Annotated in this window: 12 protein-coding genes; 3 read left to right on the forward strand and 9 right to left on the reverse strand. The window is 25.9% G+C overall.

All coding sequences use genetic code 4. The features are described 5' to 3' along the window. Window positions 1-184: 184 nt before the first annotated feature. Window positions 185-1840 (reverse strand): hypothetical protein, encoded by a 1656-nt coding sequence (locus tag MYE_RS02040; RefSeq protein WP_042733328.1) that lies wholly within the window; start codon window positions 1838-1840, stop codon window positions 185-187. 258 nt (window positions 1841-2098) lie between these two features. Between MYE_RS02040 and MYE_RS02045 the strand changes: the two genes are divergently transcribed. Then, a complete protein-coding gene (locus MYE_RS02045) occupies window positions 2099-4801 on the forward strand; it encodes a BspA family leucine-rich repeat surface protein (protein ID WP_042733329.1) in 2703 nt (900 codons plus the stop codon). A gap of 131 nt (window positions 4802-4932) precedes the next feature. Here MYE_RS02045 and MYE_RS02050 read toward each other — a convergent pair whose 3' ends face one another. The 5 genes from MYE_RS02050 to MYE_RS04290 form a co-directional block, all read right to left on the reverse strand. Beyond that, on the reverse strand, window positions 4933-5244 hold the full coding sequence (locus MYE_RS02050; RefSeq protein ID WP_052491404.1) for a lipoprotein: 312 nt from the start codon (window positions 5242-5244) through the stop codon (window positions 4933-4935). Window positions 5245-5422: 178 nt separating this feature from the next. Further along, entirely contained in the window at window positions 5423-7147 is a 1725-nt protein-coding gene (aspS, locus tag MYE_RS02055; RefSeq protein ID WP_042733330.1) for an aspartate--tRNA ligase, read from the reverse strand. 9 nt (window positions 7148-7156) lie between these two features. Further along, the gene (gene hisS, locus MYE_RS02060; RefSeq protein ID WP_042733331.1) at window positions 7157-8410 is read right to left on the reverse strand and encodes a histidine--tRNA ligase; all 1254 of its coding nucleotides are present in this window, start codon (window positions 8408-8410) and stop codon (window positions 7157-7159) included. Window positions 8411-9101: 691 nt separating this feature from the next. Beyond that, window positions 9102-9497, reverse strand: coding sequence for a C-terminal helicase domain-containing protein (locus MYE_RS04255; RefSeq protein ID WP_042733332.1), 396 nt, complete (start codon window positions 9495-9497; stop codon window positions 9102-9104). Between the two features lie 325 nt (window positions 9498-9822). Beyond that, the gene (locus tag MYE_RS04290; protein WP_042733113.1) at window positions 9823-11355 is read right to left on the reverse strand and encodes a hypothetical protein; all 1533 of its coding nucleotides are present in this window, start codon (window positions 11353-11355) and stop codon (window positions 9823-9825) included. Between the two features lie 162 nt (window positions 11356-11517). On the opposite strand from MYE_RS04290, the gene ald reads away from it, so the two are divergent. Then, complete coding sequence (gene ald / locus MYE_RS02075; RefSeq protein ID WP_042733333.1) at window positions 11518-12636, forward strand: alanine dehydrogenase; 1119 nt, start codon at window positions 11518-11520, stop codon at window positions 12634-12636. A 109-nt stretch (window positions 12637-12745) separates the two neighbouring features. After that, window positions 12746-14026, forward strand: coding sequence for an IS3 family transposase (locus MYE_RS02080; RefSeq protein WP_042733334.1), 1281 nt, complete (start codon window positions 12746-12748; stop codon window positions 14024-14026). Window positions 14027-14058: 32 nt separating this feature from the next. On the opposite strand, the gene greA is transcribed toward MYE_RS02080, so the two are convergent. The 3 genes from greA to MYE_RS02095 form a co-directional block, all read right to left on the reverse strand. Beyond that, window positions 14059-14532, reverse strand: coding sequence for a transcription elongation factor GreA (gene greA, locus MYE_RS02085; RefSeq protein WP_004426369.1), 474 nt, complete (start codon window positions 14530-14532; stop codon window positions 14059-14061). Window positions 14533-14632: 100 nt separating this feature from the next. Further along, window positions 14633-16189, reverse strand: coding sequence for a dicarboxylate/amino acid:cation symporter (locus tag MYE_RS02090; protein WP_042733335.1), 1557 nt, complete (start codon window positions 16187-16189; stop codon window positions 14633-14635). A 12-nt stretch (window positions 16190-16201) separates the two neighbouring features. Then, window positions 16202-17548 (reverse strand): FAD-dependent oxidoreductase, encoded by a 1347-nt coding sequence (locus tag MYE_RS02095; RefSeq protein WP_042733336.1) that lies wholly within the window; start codon window positions 17546-17548, stop codon window positions 16202-16204. Between the last annotated feature and the right edge of the window lie 41 nt (window positions 17549-17589).

Here is a 17589-nt window from a genome sequence, read left to right on the forward strand (position 1 = left end):
TCAAAAAATATGCATAAAAGTAATAAAAACCCCTTTTTAAGAAAATTTATAGAGATTAGTTCAAATAAAAAAAGACTGATTTTAAATATTAAAAAAGAAAAAAATGTAACTGTAAATTTTACGGTGAAAATAAAAAAATATATGATTGTTAATCATATATTAGAGTTCAAAAATTAATATAAAATTAGTGTTTTTTGCGTTTATGGAAAATAAATATTAAAGCAACAATACTGCTTGAAGAAACTATAATAAGACTTATAAAAAGAACTATTTTTAAATTAATTATTTTACTTTGACTTTTATCAGAACTATATAAATTTCTTGGTTGATGTCTTGCTCAAAAAGCTTCATTAAATGATTTTTTATTTGCTTCAGCTTGTTCTTCGGTTTGAGCTAAAAAGTAATCTAAAATATGACCAAATTCATGATTAACAGTTTGAAAAACATGATTTGAAGAAAATCAAGAATCTAAGAAACTATCTTTTGTATCTTTTTCACTAAAACTTTTTGTTCTAATAACTACATAACTAAAAATTGGTGAATTTTTGCCTTGCTTTTGTTCATTAATTCTAGTTAATGTAACTCCATTAACGCCTTGACTTGATCTTTTACCTAAATCTATAGTTTTATGATTTGTAATAATTAAATTTATAAAAATATCTTTAAATCTATTTTTAGTAATTTGTTCAACTTTATTAAATAATTTAACTAAAGTTTCTTTCAGGTCATTTTTACTAAATCACTCTTTTTGATCTAAAAACGTTTTATTATCTAAGTTATTGATGGTTTTTTCTAAATTAATTGCACTATGTAATTTAAAGTTAAATAAAGAGTTTTTCTTTCAATGATTATTTAATTCACCAAAGCTTTTATACGTTGTTGCTTCTTCTTTATTATTTTTTTTACCTTTGAAAGGATTATATAATTGAGCATTAGCAAAAGATTTTAGCATTGAACGAATTTCTAATATTGTTTCTAATGTCCCATTCTCATTAAATTCGATTTTTGATAATTCATTTTCACTTATCTCTATTACAGCTTTTCAAGGTTTTACATCAAAAAACGGTATATGTCTTTTAGATAAAAATAATTCTTCAGTGTATGTTTTATAGATATCTAAAGTAGTGTATTCTAATGTACTAGTTATATATTTAGGAGAAAAGAAACCAAAATCTTTATCTTTTTCATAACCTAAATCTTGAGAAGATAAATTAGTATTTTTTAAGAAGATATCATAACCAAAAAAGTTATCTTTTTTTCTTCTCTCTTCAAAATCTTCATTAATTTTTTCTTCAATTTTTTTTCACTTCTTTTTATCTAATATTCCACCAAGATTTTCACGTTTTAACTTTTGGAAAGTATTATTAAAGAAATGTTCTAATAAATAATAAGTGGTATTTTTCTGACTCTCATTACTTGAAATATATCTACTAAAACTTTCAGCAAAAAATTCCTCAGGTTCTGTACTTCCATATTTTGAAACAACTATAGCACTTGAAAGAAAAGCATATTTAAATTCTTCATTTTTTTCTTTTAAATTATCTATTGGACGTGGTGCATCTTTTAATCCAATACGAATTAAGGCTTTAACGAGTTTATCATACCTCTGTCTATGTTCTTCATTATAACTAGCTGATGAATTTTTATATAAAAAATATCTTAAAGCGTGTCCACCTCAAGTAACGTGTTTGTTTTCATCAAAATCATTTTTATTTAAATCTGTGTTTTGAGTTATATGATAATTTGAATTAAATGTGTTTTTAGTTATATTAAAACTACTAGAAAATAAACTAGCTAAACTTATAAATATTAATAAAAATAAATTAAAGATTTTTTTCATTTATTCTCCTAGTAACGTAAGTATTTATGTTTTAATGTTAATTAAATTATAAATTATACATCTTATAAAGTAAAACCTCGAAAAATTGATCTAGATAAATTTAGCTTTAATTAACTTATTATTTAATATTAATAATATAAGATATTTGTTAATAAATTTTATATTTGATAAACATATTATAATATCACAACTTCAAAAATACATGTTGTATTTTTTTTTTTTTTTTGATGAAATTAAATTGTAAACTAGGAGGTTAACATGAAAAAACTACTATGTATACTAACTTCAATTATGGGAACATCTTTAGCAGTATTACCTACTGCTTGTGAAACAATTAATACTCAAAAAGATGATTCTAAAACAAATGTAGAAGAGCAAATTAAACAATTAAAAGAAGAACAAGAAAAACATTTAAAACTAATAAGTCAATTAACTGAGCAAATCAATCAATTAACTAGTGATAAAACTCAACTTGAAAATCAATTACAAGCTAAAGAACAAGAAATTAATGATTATCAAGAAATGATTCAAAAAAATGGTGAATTAACTAAATTACTTGGTGATGAAATTTCAAAAATGGAAAAACAATATAATAAAGAAGTTATTGAAAACCAACAAGTTGTTGAAAAAATAACTAAAGCTTTAGAAGAGTATGTGAAATTAATTGAAAAACATCAAACTTCATCTATGGTGTTTTTACAATTACATAGAAATACTATTGCCGAGTTAAACCAAAGAATTCAATCAAAAGATCTAAAAATTACTGATTTAACTCGTTTAAAACAAGAATTAACAAATAATAATTCATCTTTACAAAGTCAATTAAGTTCAACAAAACAAGAATTAGAAACACTAAGATCTCAAAATACTCAAAATATCAACGCTTTAAGATTATCTAATGAAAAGGTAGCAAAATTAGAGGGTGAACTTTCAACTTTAAGAAGCGAGTTTTCTCAACTTGAACAAACTAAAACTCAACTTGAAAATCAATTACAACAAAAAGAACAAGAAATTAATGATTATAAAGAAATGCTTCAAAAAAATGGTGAATTAACTAAATTACTTGGTGATGAAATTGAAGAAATTAAAAGACAGTACAATGTAGAGCTTATTGAAAATCAACAAACTGTTAGAAAAATAACTAAAGCTTTAGAAGAATATGTGAAATTAATTGAAAAATATAAAAATTCATCTGAGTTTTTCGAAGAATTAAATAGAAAAGCTATTGCTAAGTTTAAAGAAAAAATTCAATCAAAAGATCTTCAAATTGCTGATTTAACTCGTTTGAAAGAAGAATTGACAGATAGTAATTCATCTTTACAAAGTCAATTAAGTTCAACAAAACAAGAATTAGCTAATACTAAACAAAGACTAGAACAACAAATTACACAACTTACTCAAGACAAACAAAGATTATCTCAACAACTACAACAAAAAGAACAAGAATTTCAAAGAGAAAAACAAAGATTAGAAAGAGAATTAGGTTCAAAAACTACTGAAATTGAAAGAATAAAAACAGAATTGTCTACATTACGTACTAGAGCGGGACAACTTGAAACTCAAAATCAAGAATTAAACACAAAATGACAAGCATTAAATGCTCAATTTAATTCAACAAAACAACAATTAGATACAGTTACAAGAGAAAGAAACGAAGCAAAACAAGCGTTAGAAACTGCAAATTCTAACTTAGCTAGTGCAAGAAGAACTCTAGAAAAAGAACAACAAAAAGCACAAAGATTAGAAACAGAATTGTCATCTATAAAAGGTAAAATCTCATCTGAAGAGAAAAATGTTAAAAAAGTTTGAGATGAAACCATCAAAAACACTGGATGAGAAAATGAAACTTATTCAAACTTATTTAATAGATTTAATAAAGAATTAAATAAAAGAGATGATATAGAATTCAAATATAAATTAGCTGATATTAGTAAAGCTGGTCAAAAAGTTAAATCAGCAGATAAACAGTTAATAATTAAAAATAAATTTACAGAAATTAAATTAGACCTTGGAAAAGTTTATGCTTTAAAACAAACTAAACAAGAGCAAGGTAATGAATTAAAAGCGTTTGGTTACGATGAAAAAGGAAAAATGACTGAAGTAAGTAAAAATATCAACAAAGTTCCTGAATACCTACCTTGATTTATTACTGATTTAACAGGAATTTTCATTCAAAACACAAGCAATCAAATAAAAGGATTAGAAAAATGAAATACTGAAAATGTAACTAATATGACTGGAATGTTTTCTGAAACACCTAATTTTAATCAATCATTAAATCACTTTAATACTTCAAATGTAACTGATATGAACAGAATGTTTGATAGTGCATCTAAATTCAATGGAGATATTTCTAATTGAGATACTTCTAAAGTGAAAAATATGGAAGGTATGTTCGCTGAAGCAGTTGCATTTAACAAAGAAATATCAACAAAAGAAGTCGAAATTAAAGATAATAAATATATTGCATGAAATGTTTCTAATGTAATAAACATGAGCGATATGTTTGCTGGTGCTACTGCATTTAATAAGAATATCTCTTCATGAGATACAATAAGAGTCAATACGATGGATGGAATGTTTGAACGTGCTAAATCATTTGATCAAAATATATCAAATTGAAACGTTAATAACGTAGCAACTAATGAAAGATTTACTACTGATGCTCATGAAAAATTAGATCACACTAGAGTACCAGATAAGTTTGCTATAAAGGTTATTACAATTGAATTAGCTGAATTATTTAGAGATAAATTCAAAAATAAAATAACTTCTAATAAAACTTATAATGATATCTTAGAAGACTTCAAAAAAGAAAATAAACTTAGTGGGGTATTTTTAAGAAAAATCCCAGGTGTAGATCCTCAATCTAAACCAAAATCTAACATAGATATATTAATTGAAGTTGTCTATAAATCTAATGTTTTCCAAGTTGGTGTAAATGTTGGAACAATAAAATAATTTAACAAGAACAAGAATGTTCTTGTTTTTTTTGTTCTAAAATATTTCTTTTATTTAAATAACTTACATATTTTAAGATATAAAAAACTCACAAAAATATTTGTGAGTTTGTATTTTATACATTATTTCTATTAGCTTGCCACAGTTTCGCTTGAATCTGCTCCACCAGCTCCTGATGATGCACCACTAGCTGCTGGTTGTCCATTAGTTCCACCATCACCTGGTTGCATTTCTCCGCTAGTTCCACCATTTCCTGGAGCTGTTGAAGGTTGTTCGGCATCTTCTTCTTTTTTATCTTCTTCTTTTCCTTCTCCGTCTTTTTTCTCATCTTTAGCAGGATCTTTTTTCTCTGGTTGTTTAGCTTCAGTTTTACATGCAACTGCAACTGCACCAGTTGTAGCAACCATTGTAACTGATCCTAAGATTGTTAATAATTTTTTCATAAAATCTGTGCCTTTCATAAATCTAAAATATATTTTGAATTTAAATTAAGTACAAACATATCTGTACTTAACTTGATTCTATTTTTTTTTTTTTTTTTTGATTCAAGCAAATTACAAATAATTCAAAATAGCTTAAACAAAATAAAAAGTTATAACCTCTAACGGTTATAACTTCCAACTATTTAAGTTTAATATTTAATTCATCTAATTGAGCATCACTTACATAATCAGGAGCATTACTCATAGGATCAACTCCAGATGCATTTTTAGGAAACGCAATTACATCTCTAATTGAATTAGTGTTTGATAAAATCATTGCAATTCTATCTAAACCTCAAGCAATACCAGCATGATAAGGAGCACCATATTTATAAGCATTCATAAATCATCCAAAGTTCATTTCTACTTTGTCAGGAGTTAATTCAATTGCATTAAACATTCTTTTTTGAATATCTGGATTTGTAATACGTTGGCTTCCTCCACCAATTTCAAATCCATTCATAACTAAATCATATGCATAAGCTAAAGCATCTTTTTTATTAGTATCAAAATCATTTAAAGATTCAGTTTTAGGCATTGTAAATGGATGATGTGCTGCAACATAACGTTGTTCTTCTTCACTGTATTCAAATAAAGGAAAATCAACAACTCATAATAATTTAAATTCATCAGCTTTTGCTAAATCAAACATTTTAGCTAAACAAATTCTAACGGCTCCCATAGCTTGAGAAATTTTATCGTATTTTCCAAAATTCATTAAAATAGTCGCATCAGTTTGAATATTAAATTCTTTAATTAGATCTTGTTTTTCTTGATCAGATAATTGACTTGCTAAACTTCCAGATCAAGTGTTATTTTCAATTTTTACAAATCCTAAAGAATTAAATCCAAATTGTCTTACTTGTTCAACTGCTTGTTCAATTTGTTTTTTAGTTAATAATTTATCTATACAAACTGCTCTTATAACTTGATCATCTATATTTGCAAACATTTTTACATTAGTATTTTTAAAAATATCATTTAAAGTATGAATTTTTAAATCATATCTTAAATCAGGTTTATCAATACCATATAAATCAATTGCATCTTTATAGCTTAATCTTAAAAGATCATCTTTTATTTCATAACCTTTAATATCTAGTAAAACTTTTTTAATTAGTTTTTCAGCTAGATTCATAACATCATCACCAGTTGCAAAACTCATTTCTAAATCTAATTGAGTGAATTCTGGTTGACGATCGATTCTTAAATCTTCATCTCTAAAACATCTAACTATTTGATAGTATCTGTCAATTCCTGAAATCATTAATAATTGTTTAAATAATTGTGGTGATTGAGGTAAGGCATAAAATTTATTTTTATTTAATCTTGATGGTACTAAAAAATCTCTTGCTCCTTCTGGAGTTGATTTTGCAAAATAAGGAGTTTCAACTTCTAAAAAATCATTACTATTTAAAAAGTTTCTAATTACATGATTTAGTTTAGCTCTTGTAATTAAATTTTGTTGCATTTCAGGTCTTCTTAGATCTAAATAACGATAAGTCATTCTAGTATCTTCAGTAGTTGAAATATTATCTTCAATCATAAAAGGAGTTAGTTCTGATTTATTAATAACTGAAATATTTTCAACTTTAACTTCAATTTCTCCAGTTTGTAATTCAAGATTTTTTGATTGTCTTTCAACTACAAGTCCTGTTATTTCAATTACATATTCAGTTTTAAGATTAACTAATTGTTCTTTAAAAGAATCATCTAAAACTAATTGAGTTATACCATATCTATCTCTTAGATCGATAAAAGTCATAGCTCCCATTTTTCTAATTTTTCTAATTCAACCTTGTAATAATACTTTTTGACCAATATTAGAAATATTTAATTGACCACACGTATGAGTTCTTTTCATAATTTTCACCTATTTTTTCATTTCACTAATTCATTTTTCTAAAGTATAACTAATTTGATCATTAGTTTGTTTATTTTTAACTATAAAACTATTAGTTTCTGCTTCTTTGCTTCCTAAAACAATAACGTTTTTAGAATTAAATTTATCAGCTTGTTTAAATGCTGATTTTAAAGATTTATGCATATTGTTTGTGTCACATTTTAAGTTATTTGATCTAGCTAATTTTAAAATTTGTTGATTTAATAAAATAGCATCATCATTTAAACAAATAGTGTATAAATCTAAACTATCATCAATATTATCAATATCTATATTATTTTCATCTAAAGTAATTAGAATTCTTTCTAATCCCATTCCAAAACCACAAGCAGGTATATCTATATTTCCTATTTCTGAAACTAAATTATTATATCTTCCACCTGCAATTAAAGTTTGTTGACTACCTAATCCTTTATTTACATATTTAATTTCAAAAATAAATCCAGTGTAATAATCTAAACCTCTAACTAATTTATCATCGATTACTGTTTTAATGTTTAATTGATCTAAAGTTTTAATTGTTATATCAAATCTTTGTTTTTGATCATCACTTAAAAAGTCTTTCATTTTAACTACATTATCAAATTTATCACTATCAATTTTACAATCTAAAACTCTTAAAGTATTTTTATTAATTCTTGTTTGACAATCATTACATAAATCAAATTGTTGTAAATATTTTTTTAATTCAACAATATAAGCTTGTCTTTCTTTTCCTGTTAGTAAATAATTAACTACTATTTCAACTTTATCAGCTAATTGTAATTTCAAAATAATATCATAAGCAATCGATAGAACTTCAACATCTTGTTGAATATCATCACTTCCAAAACTTTCAATTCCTAATTGGTGGAACTGTCTATTTCTTCCTGTTTGAGGTCTTTCATATCTAAACATTGGTGATATATAATAAGTTTTAAATGGTAAGTTTTCTTGATTGTATAATTTATTTTCAAGTAATGCTCTTACAGTTGGTGCTGTTCCTTCAGGTTTTAATACAAATTCTCTTTGTTTTTTATCAGTAAATTCATACATTTCTTTAGAAACAATATCACTAGTTTCTCCAACACTTCTTACAAATAATTCTTTTGATTCAAAAATTGGAGTTCTTATTTCTGAGTAATTATAACAACTTAATATTTCTCTTAATTTGTTTTCTAAAACTCTTCATTTTTTTGCTTCTTTTAAAAATATATCTTGAGTTCCTCTTGGTTTTTGAATCATATAACGCTCCTTTAATATATAACAATTAAATTATAAACTAAACAATTTTATTAGATAACTAAATTATATAAAAAACAACCTCATAAAGAGGTCGTTAAGGTTCGATCTCGGGATTTCGGGATCTCAAACGTCACCCAGGGCCAGCAAGAACCACACTGCCAATATCTCTATAAATATAAAATATTTACATTATTAATATATCATAAATTACTCAAATTAGATAACTCGAAGAAAAAAGGTAAAATTACCCTAAATTTTTTCGAGTTTTAGTAAAAAATTGCACAAACAGGAACAAAAAGTATGGAATTCCATGTTTTTTGTTCGTGTAATTGTATTTAGATCGTTCTTTATCCTGTTTGTTTTGATTATTGCAACTAGATGTTGTTTTATAAATAAAATTTGTTATTCTTATAGGAATTATGTAGTTCGTAATGTCTGGTGGTGATATTTTATTATATTTTTAACTGATTCATTAAAATAGATGCTTATTTACTCAAATTAGATGACTTAAGTTCAATTATCTAATTTGCTATAAAAAACTATTTAAATTATGATAACTCGAAGAAAAAAGGGTAAAATTACCCTAAATTTTTCAAGATTATTAATATGAAAATAATTTTCGTTAAGTAATTACTATAATAATGGTTGTTTTTGAAAATATAACTACTTATTTTTAGTATCAATTTTAGCTTTACTTTTGCTTATTTTTATCAGAAATCATATTTTTTAATAATCACATGTCTTTTTTGTCATAATCTGATTTTAATGATGAAAAAAAATGTTTTTCTAAATCATCTTCCCAATAAATTTGTAAATTTTCTTTAGCTCTTGTTATAGCTGTATAAAATATGTTGTGCGTAAGATTTTCTAGCGTATTTGAAAAAACAATTTTAACAGAATTATATTCTAAACCCTGTGCTTTGTGTATTGAAATTGCATATGAAGTTTGAAAAGGAATAATAGTTGAATGATCATATTCATCTGAATCTGTATTATTCGAGTTGTGTACTTTAAAAGATATTATTGATTTTTCTGATTTATCATCATTATTCAATAAATCATATTTTGAATTGTTCTGATCAGGCACAAGTTTTGTTTCTAACTCTATATGGAATTCGATGTACTTATTGTTATTGTCTATAGTAATTTTTGAAATTTTACCTTTTAAATTATTATGAATTTCTGGACCCAGTAATTCTGGGCTATGAAAAAGTACAGGGTCCCCTACTTTAAATTTTTGTGTTCCTCAGTGAATAGCTTTATTATTATTAAATTCCTGTAAAATTCTATTTATATTATTTATTCCATATAAACCGTTGTAATTTGGACAAAGAATCGTGGGTTTTTAAACAAAATGAACCTTTAAATTTTTAAGTTATAATAATCTTATCAAAGGAAATTAGAAAATAAAACTAATCCAATAAGCCTAATTTTTCTTTGAGTTCGAATGATATGCGATAACATTCATTCTTAACACCTGAGACAAGTCCTGATAGTTCGTCAACTACTTCATTAGGCAATCCACTCGGGTGTTTTTTAATTGTGTTAAGAGTTTTATCTAATAGCATATGAATTCATCTTGTCTTATTTATTGTCCCTAGGGTTTTTAAGTCATGTTTTCTTTCTTCATCTAATTGTTTTCTTTTTGCTATATCAACCATTCCTCATTCATGAGATCCTTTTTCTAATATTTCAGCTTTAAAACGCATAGTTTCTGTTCTAAAGTATAGATTCTCATCTGCACCTATAACAAATTCAATACTTTCATTTTTCTTGAAATTATATCTCTTCCCATTTTCATCAATTGCAGCATAATAATTTTTTTGATATTCCACCACTCCATTCATAATTTTTCTCTTAATAGGTATGTCAAAGAAAGCTTCAACTGCCTCATTTTCTAGTTTTCTAAAAACGCTTTCTTTTTCACGTATTTTACATATGCTGTTTAGATATTCGATTAACTCATCTTTTATCGCGTTAGCTTCTTCAATTGTTTTTATATTCTTTTGTTTGAAATAAAAAGGAACGTTCTTTTGCACTGTATCTCATTTTCTTTCTATGTGTGGCTTTGCATTAGCGTTTGATGAAGAAACGACTTCTATACCCCTTTTTTCAAGCTCTATACGCGTTCTAGCGTTGTTTATTTCATCTTTTTTAAAGTTAGCCCTATTATCAGTGATTATTCTCATAGGATAGCCGTATTTTTGAAAAACATTTTCAAATATTCTTTGATATGAGTTTAGAGATTCTTCTTGGCTTTCGAAATACATATCTAACACTCTATTTGTTCCTACATCTACAACAGCAACACATGTTGCAATTGTATCGTTTTGAAAGTAGTAGTGAGTACACCCATCGACTTCTAAAACTTGTCCGAATTTGTAGTTATTAGCTGTTGCTAATCTATGTTTTTCTACAACTTTTGGAGTGTAAAAAACCAGCTCTTTGCTGTACTTAATAATTTTGTTTTCTTCGTTTTGTTTTCTTATCTTTTTAACTTCTTTTCTTGTTGTTCTTTTGCAGTATGCACTAGCAAAACCTTGTTTTATTAATCTTTTATCTAAATTTGAATATGAAATCTCATAACCAAATTTTTCTTTTAAACAACTGTGATAATTTTTCAACGTCAAAAATGAACAACTACCATTATTGTTCTCTCCTCCTGTTATTTTCATTTCACTTTGATAAATTTCACCTAAGTTGTATATTGTTTCATCATTATATTTTTGTGCATTCTTGTTATTTACATTCTTATGAGAAAGGACTATCTCCTTTCCATTATTTATAAAATCAAGATATTCTATCTTATATCTTTTTATAGTAGAAACAGATTTATTAAATTGCTTTGCTATTGATAAATATGATCTTTTAGGATCTTTTGCAAAGATATCTAATATACGTTTTTTAATTTGTGCATATGACTTATTGTCTAAAATAGTAAACATTCTAACCTACCTTACCAATTATATGTTTTGGATCCAAAACATATAATTGGTAAGGTATCATTTTGTTTAATTTACAAGTAATGATAAAATAAAGTCGTAAGTGAAAAAATATTAATAATCTAATATTTTATAAATAAAATACGTTTAAACAAGGAGAAGAATATGAAAATAGGTTTACCTAAAGAAATCAAACAAAACGAAAACCGTGTTGGTATTACACCTAGTGGTGTTGTAGAACTAGTTAGAAATGGTCACGAAGTTTTAGTTGAATCAGGAGCTGGATTAGGTAGCGGATTTGCTGATGAAGAATATCAAAAAGCAGGAGCAAAAATCACTACAAATGCTGAAGAAGTTTGAAAACAAGAAATGATTATTAAAGTTAAAGAACCTTTAAAATCAGAATACAAATACTTCTATGAAAATCAAATTATTTTTACATACTTCCATTTAGCTGGATTAAAAGATTTAACTGAAGAATTAGTAAAAAATAAAGTTGTTGCAATTGCTTATGAAACTGTTCAAACACCAGATAGAGCATTACCATTATTACGTCCAATGAGTGAAGTTGCAGGAAGAATGGCAGTTATCACAGCTTCAAACTTATTATTAAAAAATACAACTCATGATGGATTAGGAATTCTTCCTGGTGGAAGTCCTGGAACACCAAAAGCTAACTTTACAATTATCGGTGGAGGAGTTGCAGGAACAGCTGCACTTAGATTAGCAATAGGAATGGAAGCTAAAGTTACAGTAATTGAATTTAACGAAAATAGAATTAGACAATTACATGAAATCTATGGAGATAAAATTTCTATATTAAAATCAAATCACGCAAACATTGCTCAAGCAGTTAAAGAAAGTGATGTAGTTATTTCAACTGTATTAATTCCTGGTAAATTAGCTCCTAAACTAGTAACTGAAGAAATGGTTAAAACAATGAAACCAAACAGTATTATTATTGATGTAGCTATCGATCAAGGAGCAAGTGTAGAAACTATTGATCATGCAACTACACATGCTGAACCTACATTTATTAAACACGGTGTTATTCATTATTCAGTTCCAAATATCCCAGGAGCAGTTCCAAGAACTTCAACAATTGCTTTAACTAATGCTACACTTAGTTATGCAGTAGAAATTGCAACAAAAGGTTGAAAAAAAGCTGTTGAAGAAAACATGGCATTAAAATTAGGTCTACAAACAGTTAATGGTAAATTAGTTTACAAAAACGTAGCTGATTCATTAGATATGCAATATACTGAAGTAGATAAAGCTATATAATAAAAATAAAATCTAGCTCGCGCTAGATTTGAGAGTAGGACAAAGTTATTAGACTCCCTAAGGGATAGACCCCCTAGGGGGTCTATTTTTTTTCAAAAAAGGAGTATTTATGAAAAGAGGAAAGCAACTAAGTGTAAGTGAGTGGTTAGAAGTATTTAAGCACTACAAAGAATATTTATCTCAAAATATTACTAAAAAAGAATTTTGTTATATTTATAGCAAAATTAGAAATTCTGAAAATTATTTACTTTCAGAAGAAGCCTTCTGATATTTATCTAGAAAATATAAAGATTATAATTTAGGTATGGAACTAAAAGAATCACAAACAGGAAAAGCACCTAAAAAAGGTAAAGGATCAGGTAGACCTAGAAAGAACAAAGAAGAATATGATAAACAAAGAAACGAAGTGATTAAAGAGATTGATCGCGAAGTTTTAGAATGGTTAATAACAGACCTTTTTAAAGAAGATATTTTAAAGAAAAATAAGGTTGACAATCTAGATGAACTGATAGAAAAAATTAAGAAAAAATTTGGAGAAAATATTTCTAACAAGGAAATAATGAAAATTCTTGGAATACCTAAATCAACTTTTTACTACAAAATCAAGAAACAATCAAAAGATAAGAAAGAAGCTGTTATAGAACACGCAGAAATAATTAGAGAAGCTTTTGCAAAACAAAACGGAAGATATGGTAGAGAAAGGCTATCAGCATATATTTTCAAGACATATGGCATTATTATTAACCCTAGAACACTAGGAAGAGCAATGAATAAATTAGGTCTTTTCTGTCACGTAAGAACAACGTGCAAGAAAAAGCGTGAATCAAAAAATACTAACGTGTATTATCCAAATATTGCTAATAGAGATTATAATGGACTACAAAACGATATTTATGCAAATGATGTTAGTTACATTCCTGCTCCAATAGATGTAGAAGGAAGACATGTTTATTTATCTATCGTAATTCATCACAAAACAAAGAAAATTGTTAGTTATAATTTATCCATATATAATGACACTAATTTAATTATGACTCACATTAGAAAAACAAAATTTCCTAAAAACTTTATTATTCACACAGACCATGGTGTAACATATTCATCGAATGAATATCTTGAGTATATAAAGCAACGAGGTGGAGTGGTGTCAATGTCAAGAATAGGTAACTCTCTAGACAATAGAGAAGCTGAATATTTCTTTTCAATTTTAAAATCAGAAATGTTTTATAACTTTGAAAAGAAAGTAAAAGAAATGACTTTTAGTGAACTAAAAGAATGTATTAAAAATTTCATTGAGTGATATAACAATGAAAGAATATTAAAAAAATTCAAATGAAAAACACCTCAAGAACTATGAGGTGTGTATAATAAACATAACTATTTAGTCTAATAATTTTGTCCCGGTTTCTTTTTTCTTATTTATTATTTAATTTTTTTAATTGTAATTTTATATGGTTTTGCAATGTCTTTAATTTCAACAGTTACTCCAGCTTTTTTACCTAACATAGCTTTTGCAATTGGTGATTCATTTGAAATTAAATTTGAAAAAGGATCAGCTTCAATAGCTCCAACGATTTTGATTTCTCTTACTTTTTTATCTAAGTTAGAAACAAATTCTACTGTTGAACCAATTTTAACTTCTTCATTACTTGAATCACTTGAATCTTCAATAACTTTAGCTCTGTTAATTAATGATTCAACTTCTTTAATTCTTGCTTCAACTTCAGCTTGTCTATTTCTAGCAGCATCATAATCAGCATTTTCACTTAAATCTCCTTGGTTACGTGCTTCAACTAATTCTTCAATAACTTTAGGTCTTACAACTTCTAATAAGTGTTTAAGTTCAACTTTTAATTCTTCTAATCCTTCTTGAGTTAAAATGATTTCTTGTGACATGTTTTTTCTCCTTGTATCTTTTAAATTATATAATATTGAAATTTAAAGTTCTATAGATATATTTATAACTTAAATAAGATAATAAATAATTATATTAATATTATTCTTTATTATTATTTACAACTTCTTGTTGTTTATTAATTTTTAATTCTTTTTCTTGTTGCTTTTTAAGCTTTTTATCTAAAATTATTTTCATTCTTTGTTTTTCAGATTCTGAAATTACAGTTGTACTATCTTCTATTAAATGCTCAGTTTTACCTACAATTGTACTAATAGCAGTTCCTGAAGTTACATTAACTGCAGTTCTACCCATATCAAAAATACCATCTAAAGCTCCAATAATTGAATAAACTCCTTGAAAGTAAGCTCCAAATCCTAATCCAGCTAATACTCCAGCAGTAACTACTCCAGCAGTTCCAGGAATACCACTAATTCCTAAAGAAGCTACTAAAGTAATAAATAAAGCTAAAATGAAAAATACTACTAATCCCATACTTGTTAGATTACTATCATGTTGAGCTCCAGTTCATAAAAAGCTTGTAATAACTCCTGATTGAACTCCAGCACACCCCATTAAACCTAATGTAGTTGAAAGTGGAGTAACTGTTGAAACAACACTATCATCAACTTTAATATCATCTTTTAAAGTATTGATCATCATTGGTAATGTCGCATTTGATGATTGAGTTGCAAATCCTTGAATTAATACTTTTAATGATTGTTTTCATCAACTAAATACTTTAATTCTAAATACTAATAACATTAAAGTAATTCAAATTAATGAAATAGATAATCCAATATAACCTACTCCAATAGCTTTACCAATTGAAGATAATGCACCAATTGGTTTAGAAATAATTGAACTAGTAATCATTGAAAAGACAGCTAGTGGCATTATTTTCATAAATGTCATTAAAACAGAAATAACTAATTTTCAAGCTACATCAGCACCTTTTCTAATTTTTTCCATTTCATCAGGCATTTTTTTAGATAATATTTTAACTGAATTACCGATTAAAAATCCTAATACCATTAAAGGAACAACTGCATTTGTTAATCATGGTTGAACAAAATTAGCTGGGAAATAATTTCATATAATAGTTACAAGTGCTTTAGTTTCAAACTTAGCGTTATTACTTTCTCCAATAGGTTGTAGATCAACACCTTTTCCTACATTTAATAAAATACCTATTCAAAATGTAACAATAAATGCAAAAGCAGTATTTAAAAGTAATAATGCGGTTGCTTTAATTGAAATTCTAGCAATATTTTTCTTTCCTGGTTTTGAAACTACTCTAAATATAGCTAAAAATACAACTGGAGCAGTTAATAATAAAATTCCATTAATAAAAATCTTTTTAAATAATGAAACTCATATATCTAATTGAACTACTCATAATTTATATCCTTCAGTTCCAAACCTAGTTAGTCCATCTTTTGGGAAATTATTTATCGCTTGAATTATTATTCCAAAAATTAATCCTAAAAATAATGCTATTAAAATTCTATAAACAAACTTTATCTTATACTTTTTAAATCCAAATCATAATAAAGCATTAATAAGTATAAAAACAAAAATTGATACAAATGCTTGTCAACTACTAATTGCTAAAAACTTATCTAATAAGATATTAGATTTTTGATTAGTTAATATCATTTTTTTACCTCCTTATTTTAATAATTTTTCTAAAGCAATATGTATAATGTCAACTACTCTTGAAAATGGTGGAGCATATGGTAAATCTATTTGAGTTAATGCATCATCAATTTTAATTTGATTTCAAATTAAACTAACTAAAAAATTAATTCTCATAACTGATAAATTGCTTCCATACATTTGTGCTCCTAATAATGTATTAGTTTTAGTATCTAAAATTAGTTTTAATGCTAATCGAGTTGGTGTTGGATTAGCATAATATGATGGATGATCATAATCTTTAATAAATACTGTTTTATATTCATAATTTAATTGTTTTGCAACTGTTTCATTAATTCCAGTTGAAGTTAATTCAGAATCAAATGATTTTACAATAGCAGTTTGCAATGTTCCTTGATATTGATTATCGATTCCTAAAATATCATCAGCAACAACTTTAGCAAATTTTCTAGCAACGGTAGCTAGTGGAGTATAAGTGTTTTGTTTTGTTAGTTTATGAATTGAAGTAGCACAATCTCCACAAGATCAAATATCAGTTAAATTTGTTCTTCCTTTATTATCAACTACAATTGCTCCATTTTTTAACATTTCAATATTAGTATCATTTAAAAATTGAGTAGCTGGAGCAAATCCAATTGCTAAAATAACTAAATCAACTTCTAAAGATGAATCATCTTCTAAAACTATATCAATTTTATTTTTATTAGATTTTTCAAAATAAGCTAAACCATTATTTTTAATAATGTTAATGTTGTTTTTAATTAGATTTTCTTCTAATAAATCTGTGATTTCTTTATCAAAAACTTTTTTATTAAGTTGTGATTCTTTTTCTATTAAAGTAATTTCTTTATTAAATTCAGCAAGCATTTCTAAGCATTCTAAACCAATAAATCCAGAACCAATAACAGCTACTTTTTTAATAGAATCATTTTGTAATTTTTCTTTTAATTTAATACCATCTTCTAATCTTGTTAAAGTGAAAATATTATCTAATTCAATTCCTTTAACTTTAGGAGTAATAGGTTTTGCTCCTGTTGAAATAACTAATTTGTCATATGATAATTCTATTAAATTATTATCTTTACGATATCAAATCTTTTTATTTTGATCATCTATTTTTTCAACTACTGAATTAGTATAAATTTGAATTTCTTGTTCATTGAATTGTTCAACACTTCTTGCAAGCAAATCTGTTGGTTTTAAATCTTTATTACTTACAAAATAAGGTAATCCACAAGCACCAAGTGAAACATAGTCTTCTTTTTGAATAACTATAACTTCAGTTTGATTTGATAGCTTTTTAATTCTACTAGCAACAGTCATCCCACTAGCAGCGCCACCAATAATAACTACTCTCATTTATACCTCCCAAAGTTTATAAAAATAAAGAAAGAAAATTA

The organism is Mycoplasma yeatsii GM274B (assembly GCF_000875755.1).
In the GTDB taxonomy this organism is placed as follows: domain Bacteria; phylum Bacillota_I; class Bacilli_A; order Mycoplasmatales; family Mycoplasmataceae; genus Mycoplasma; species Mycoplasma yeatsii.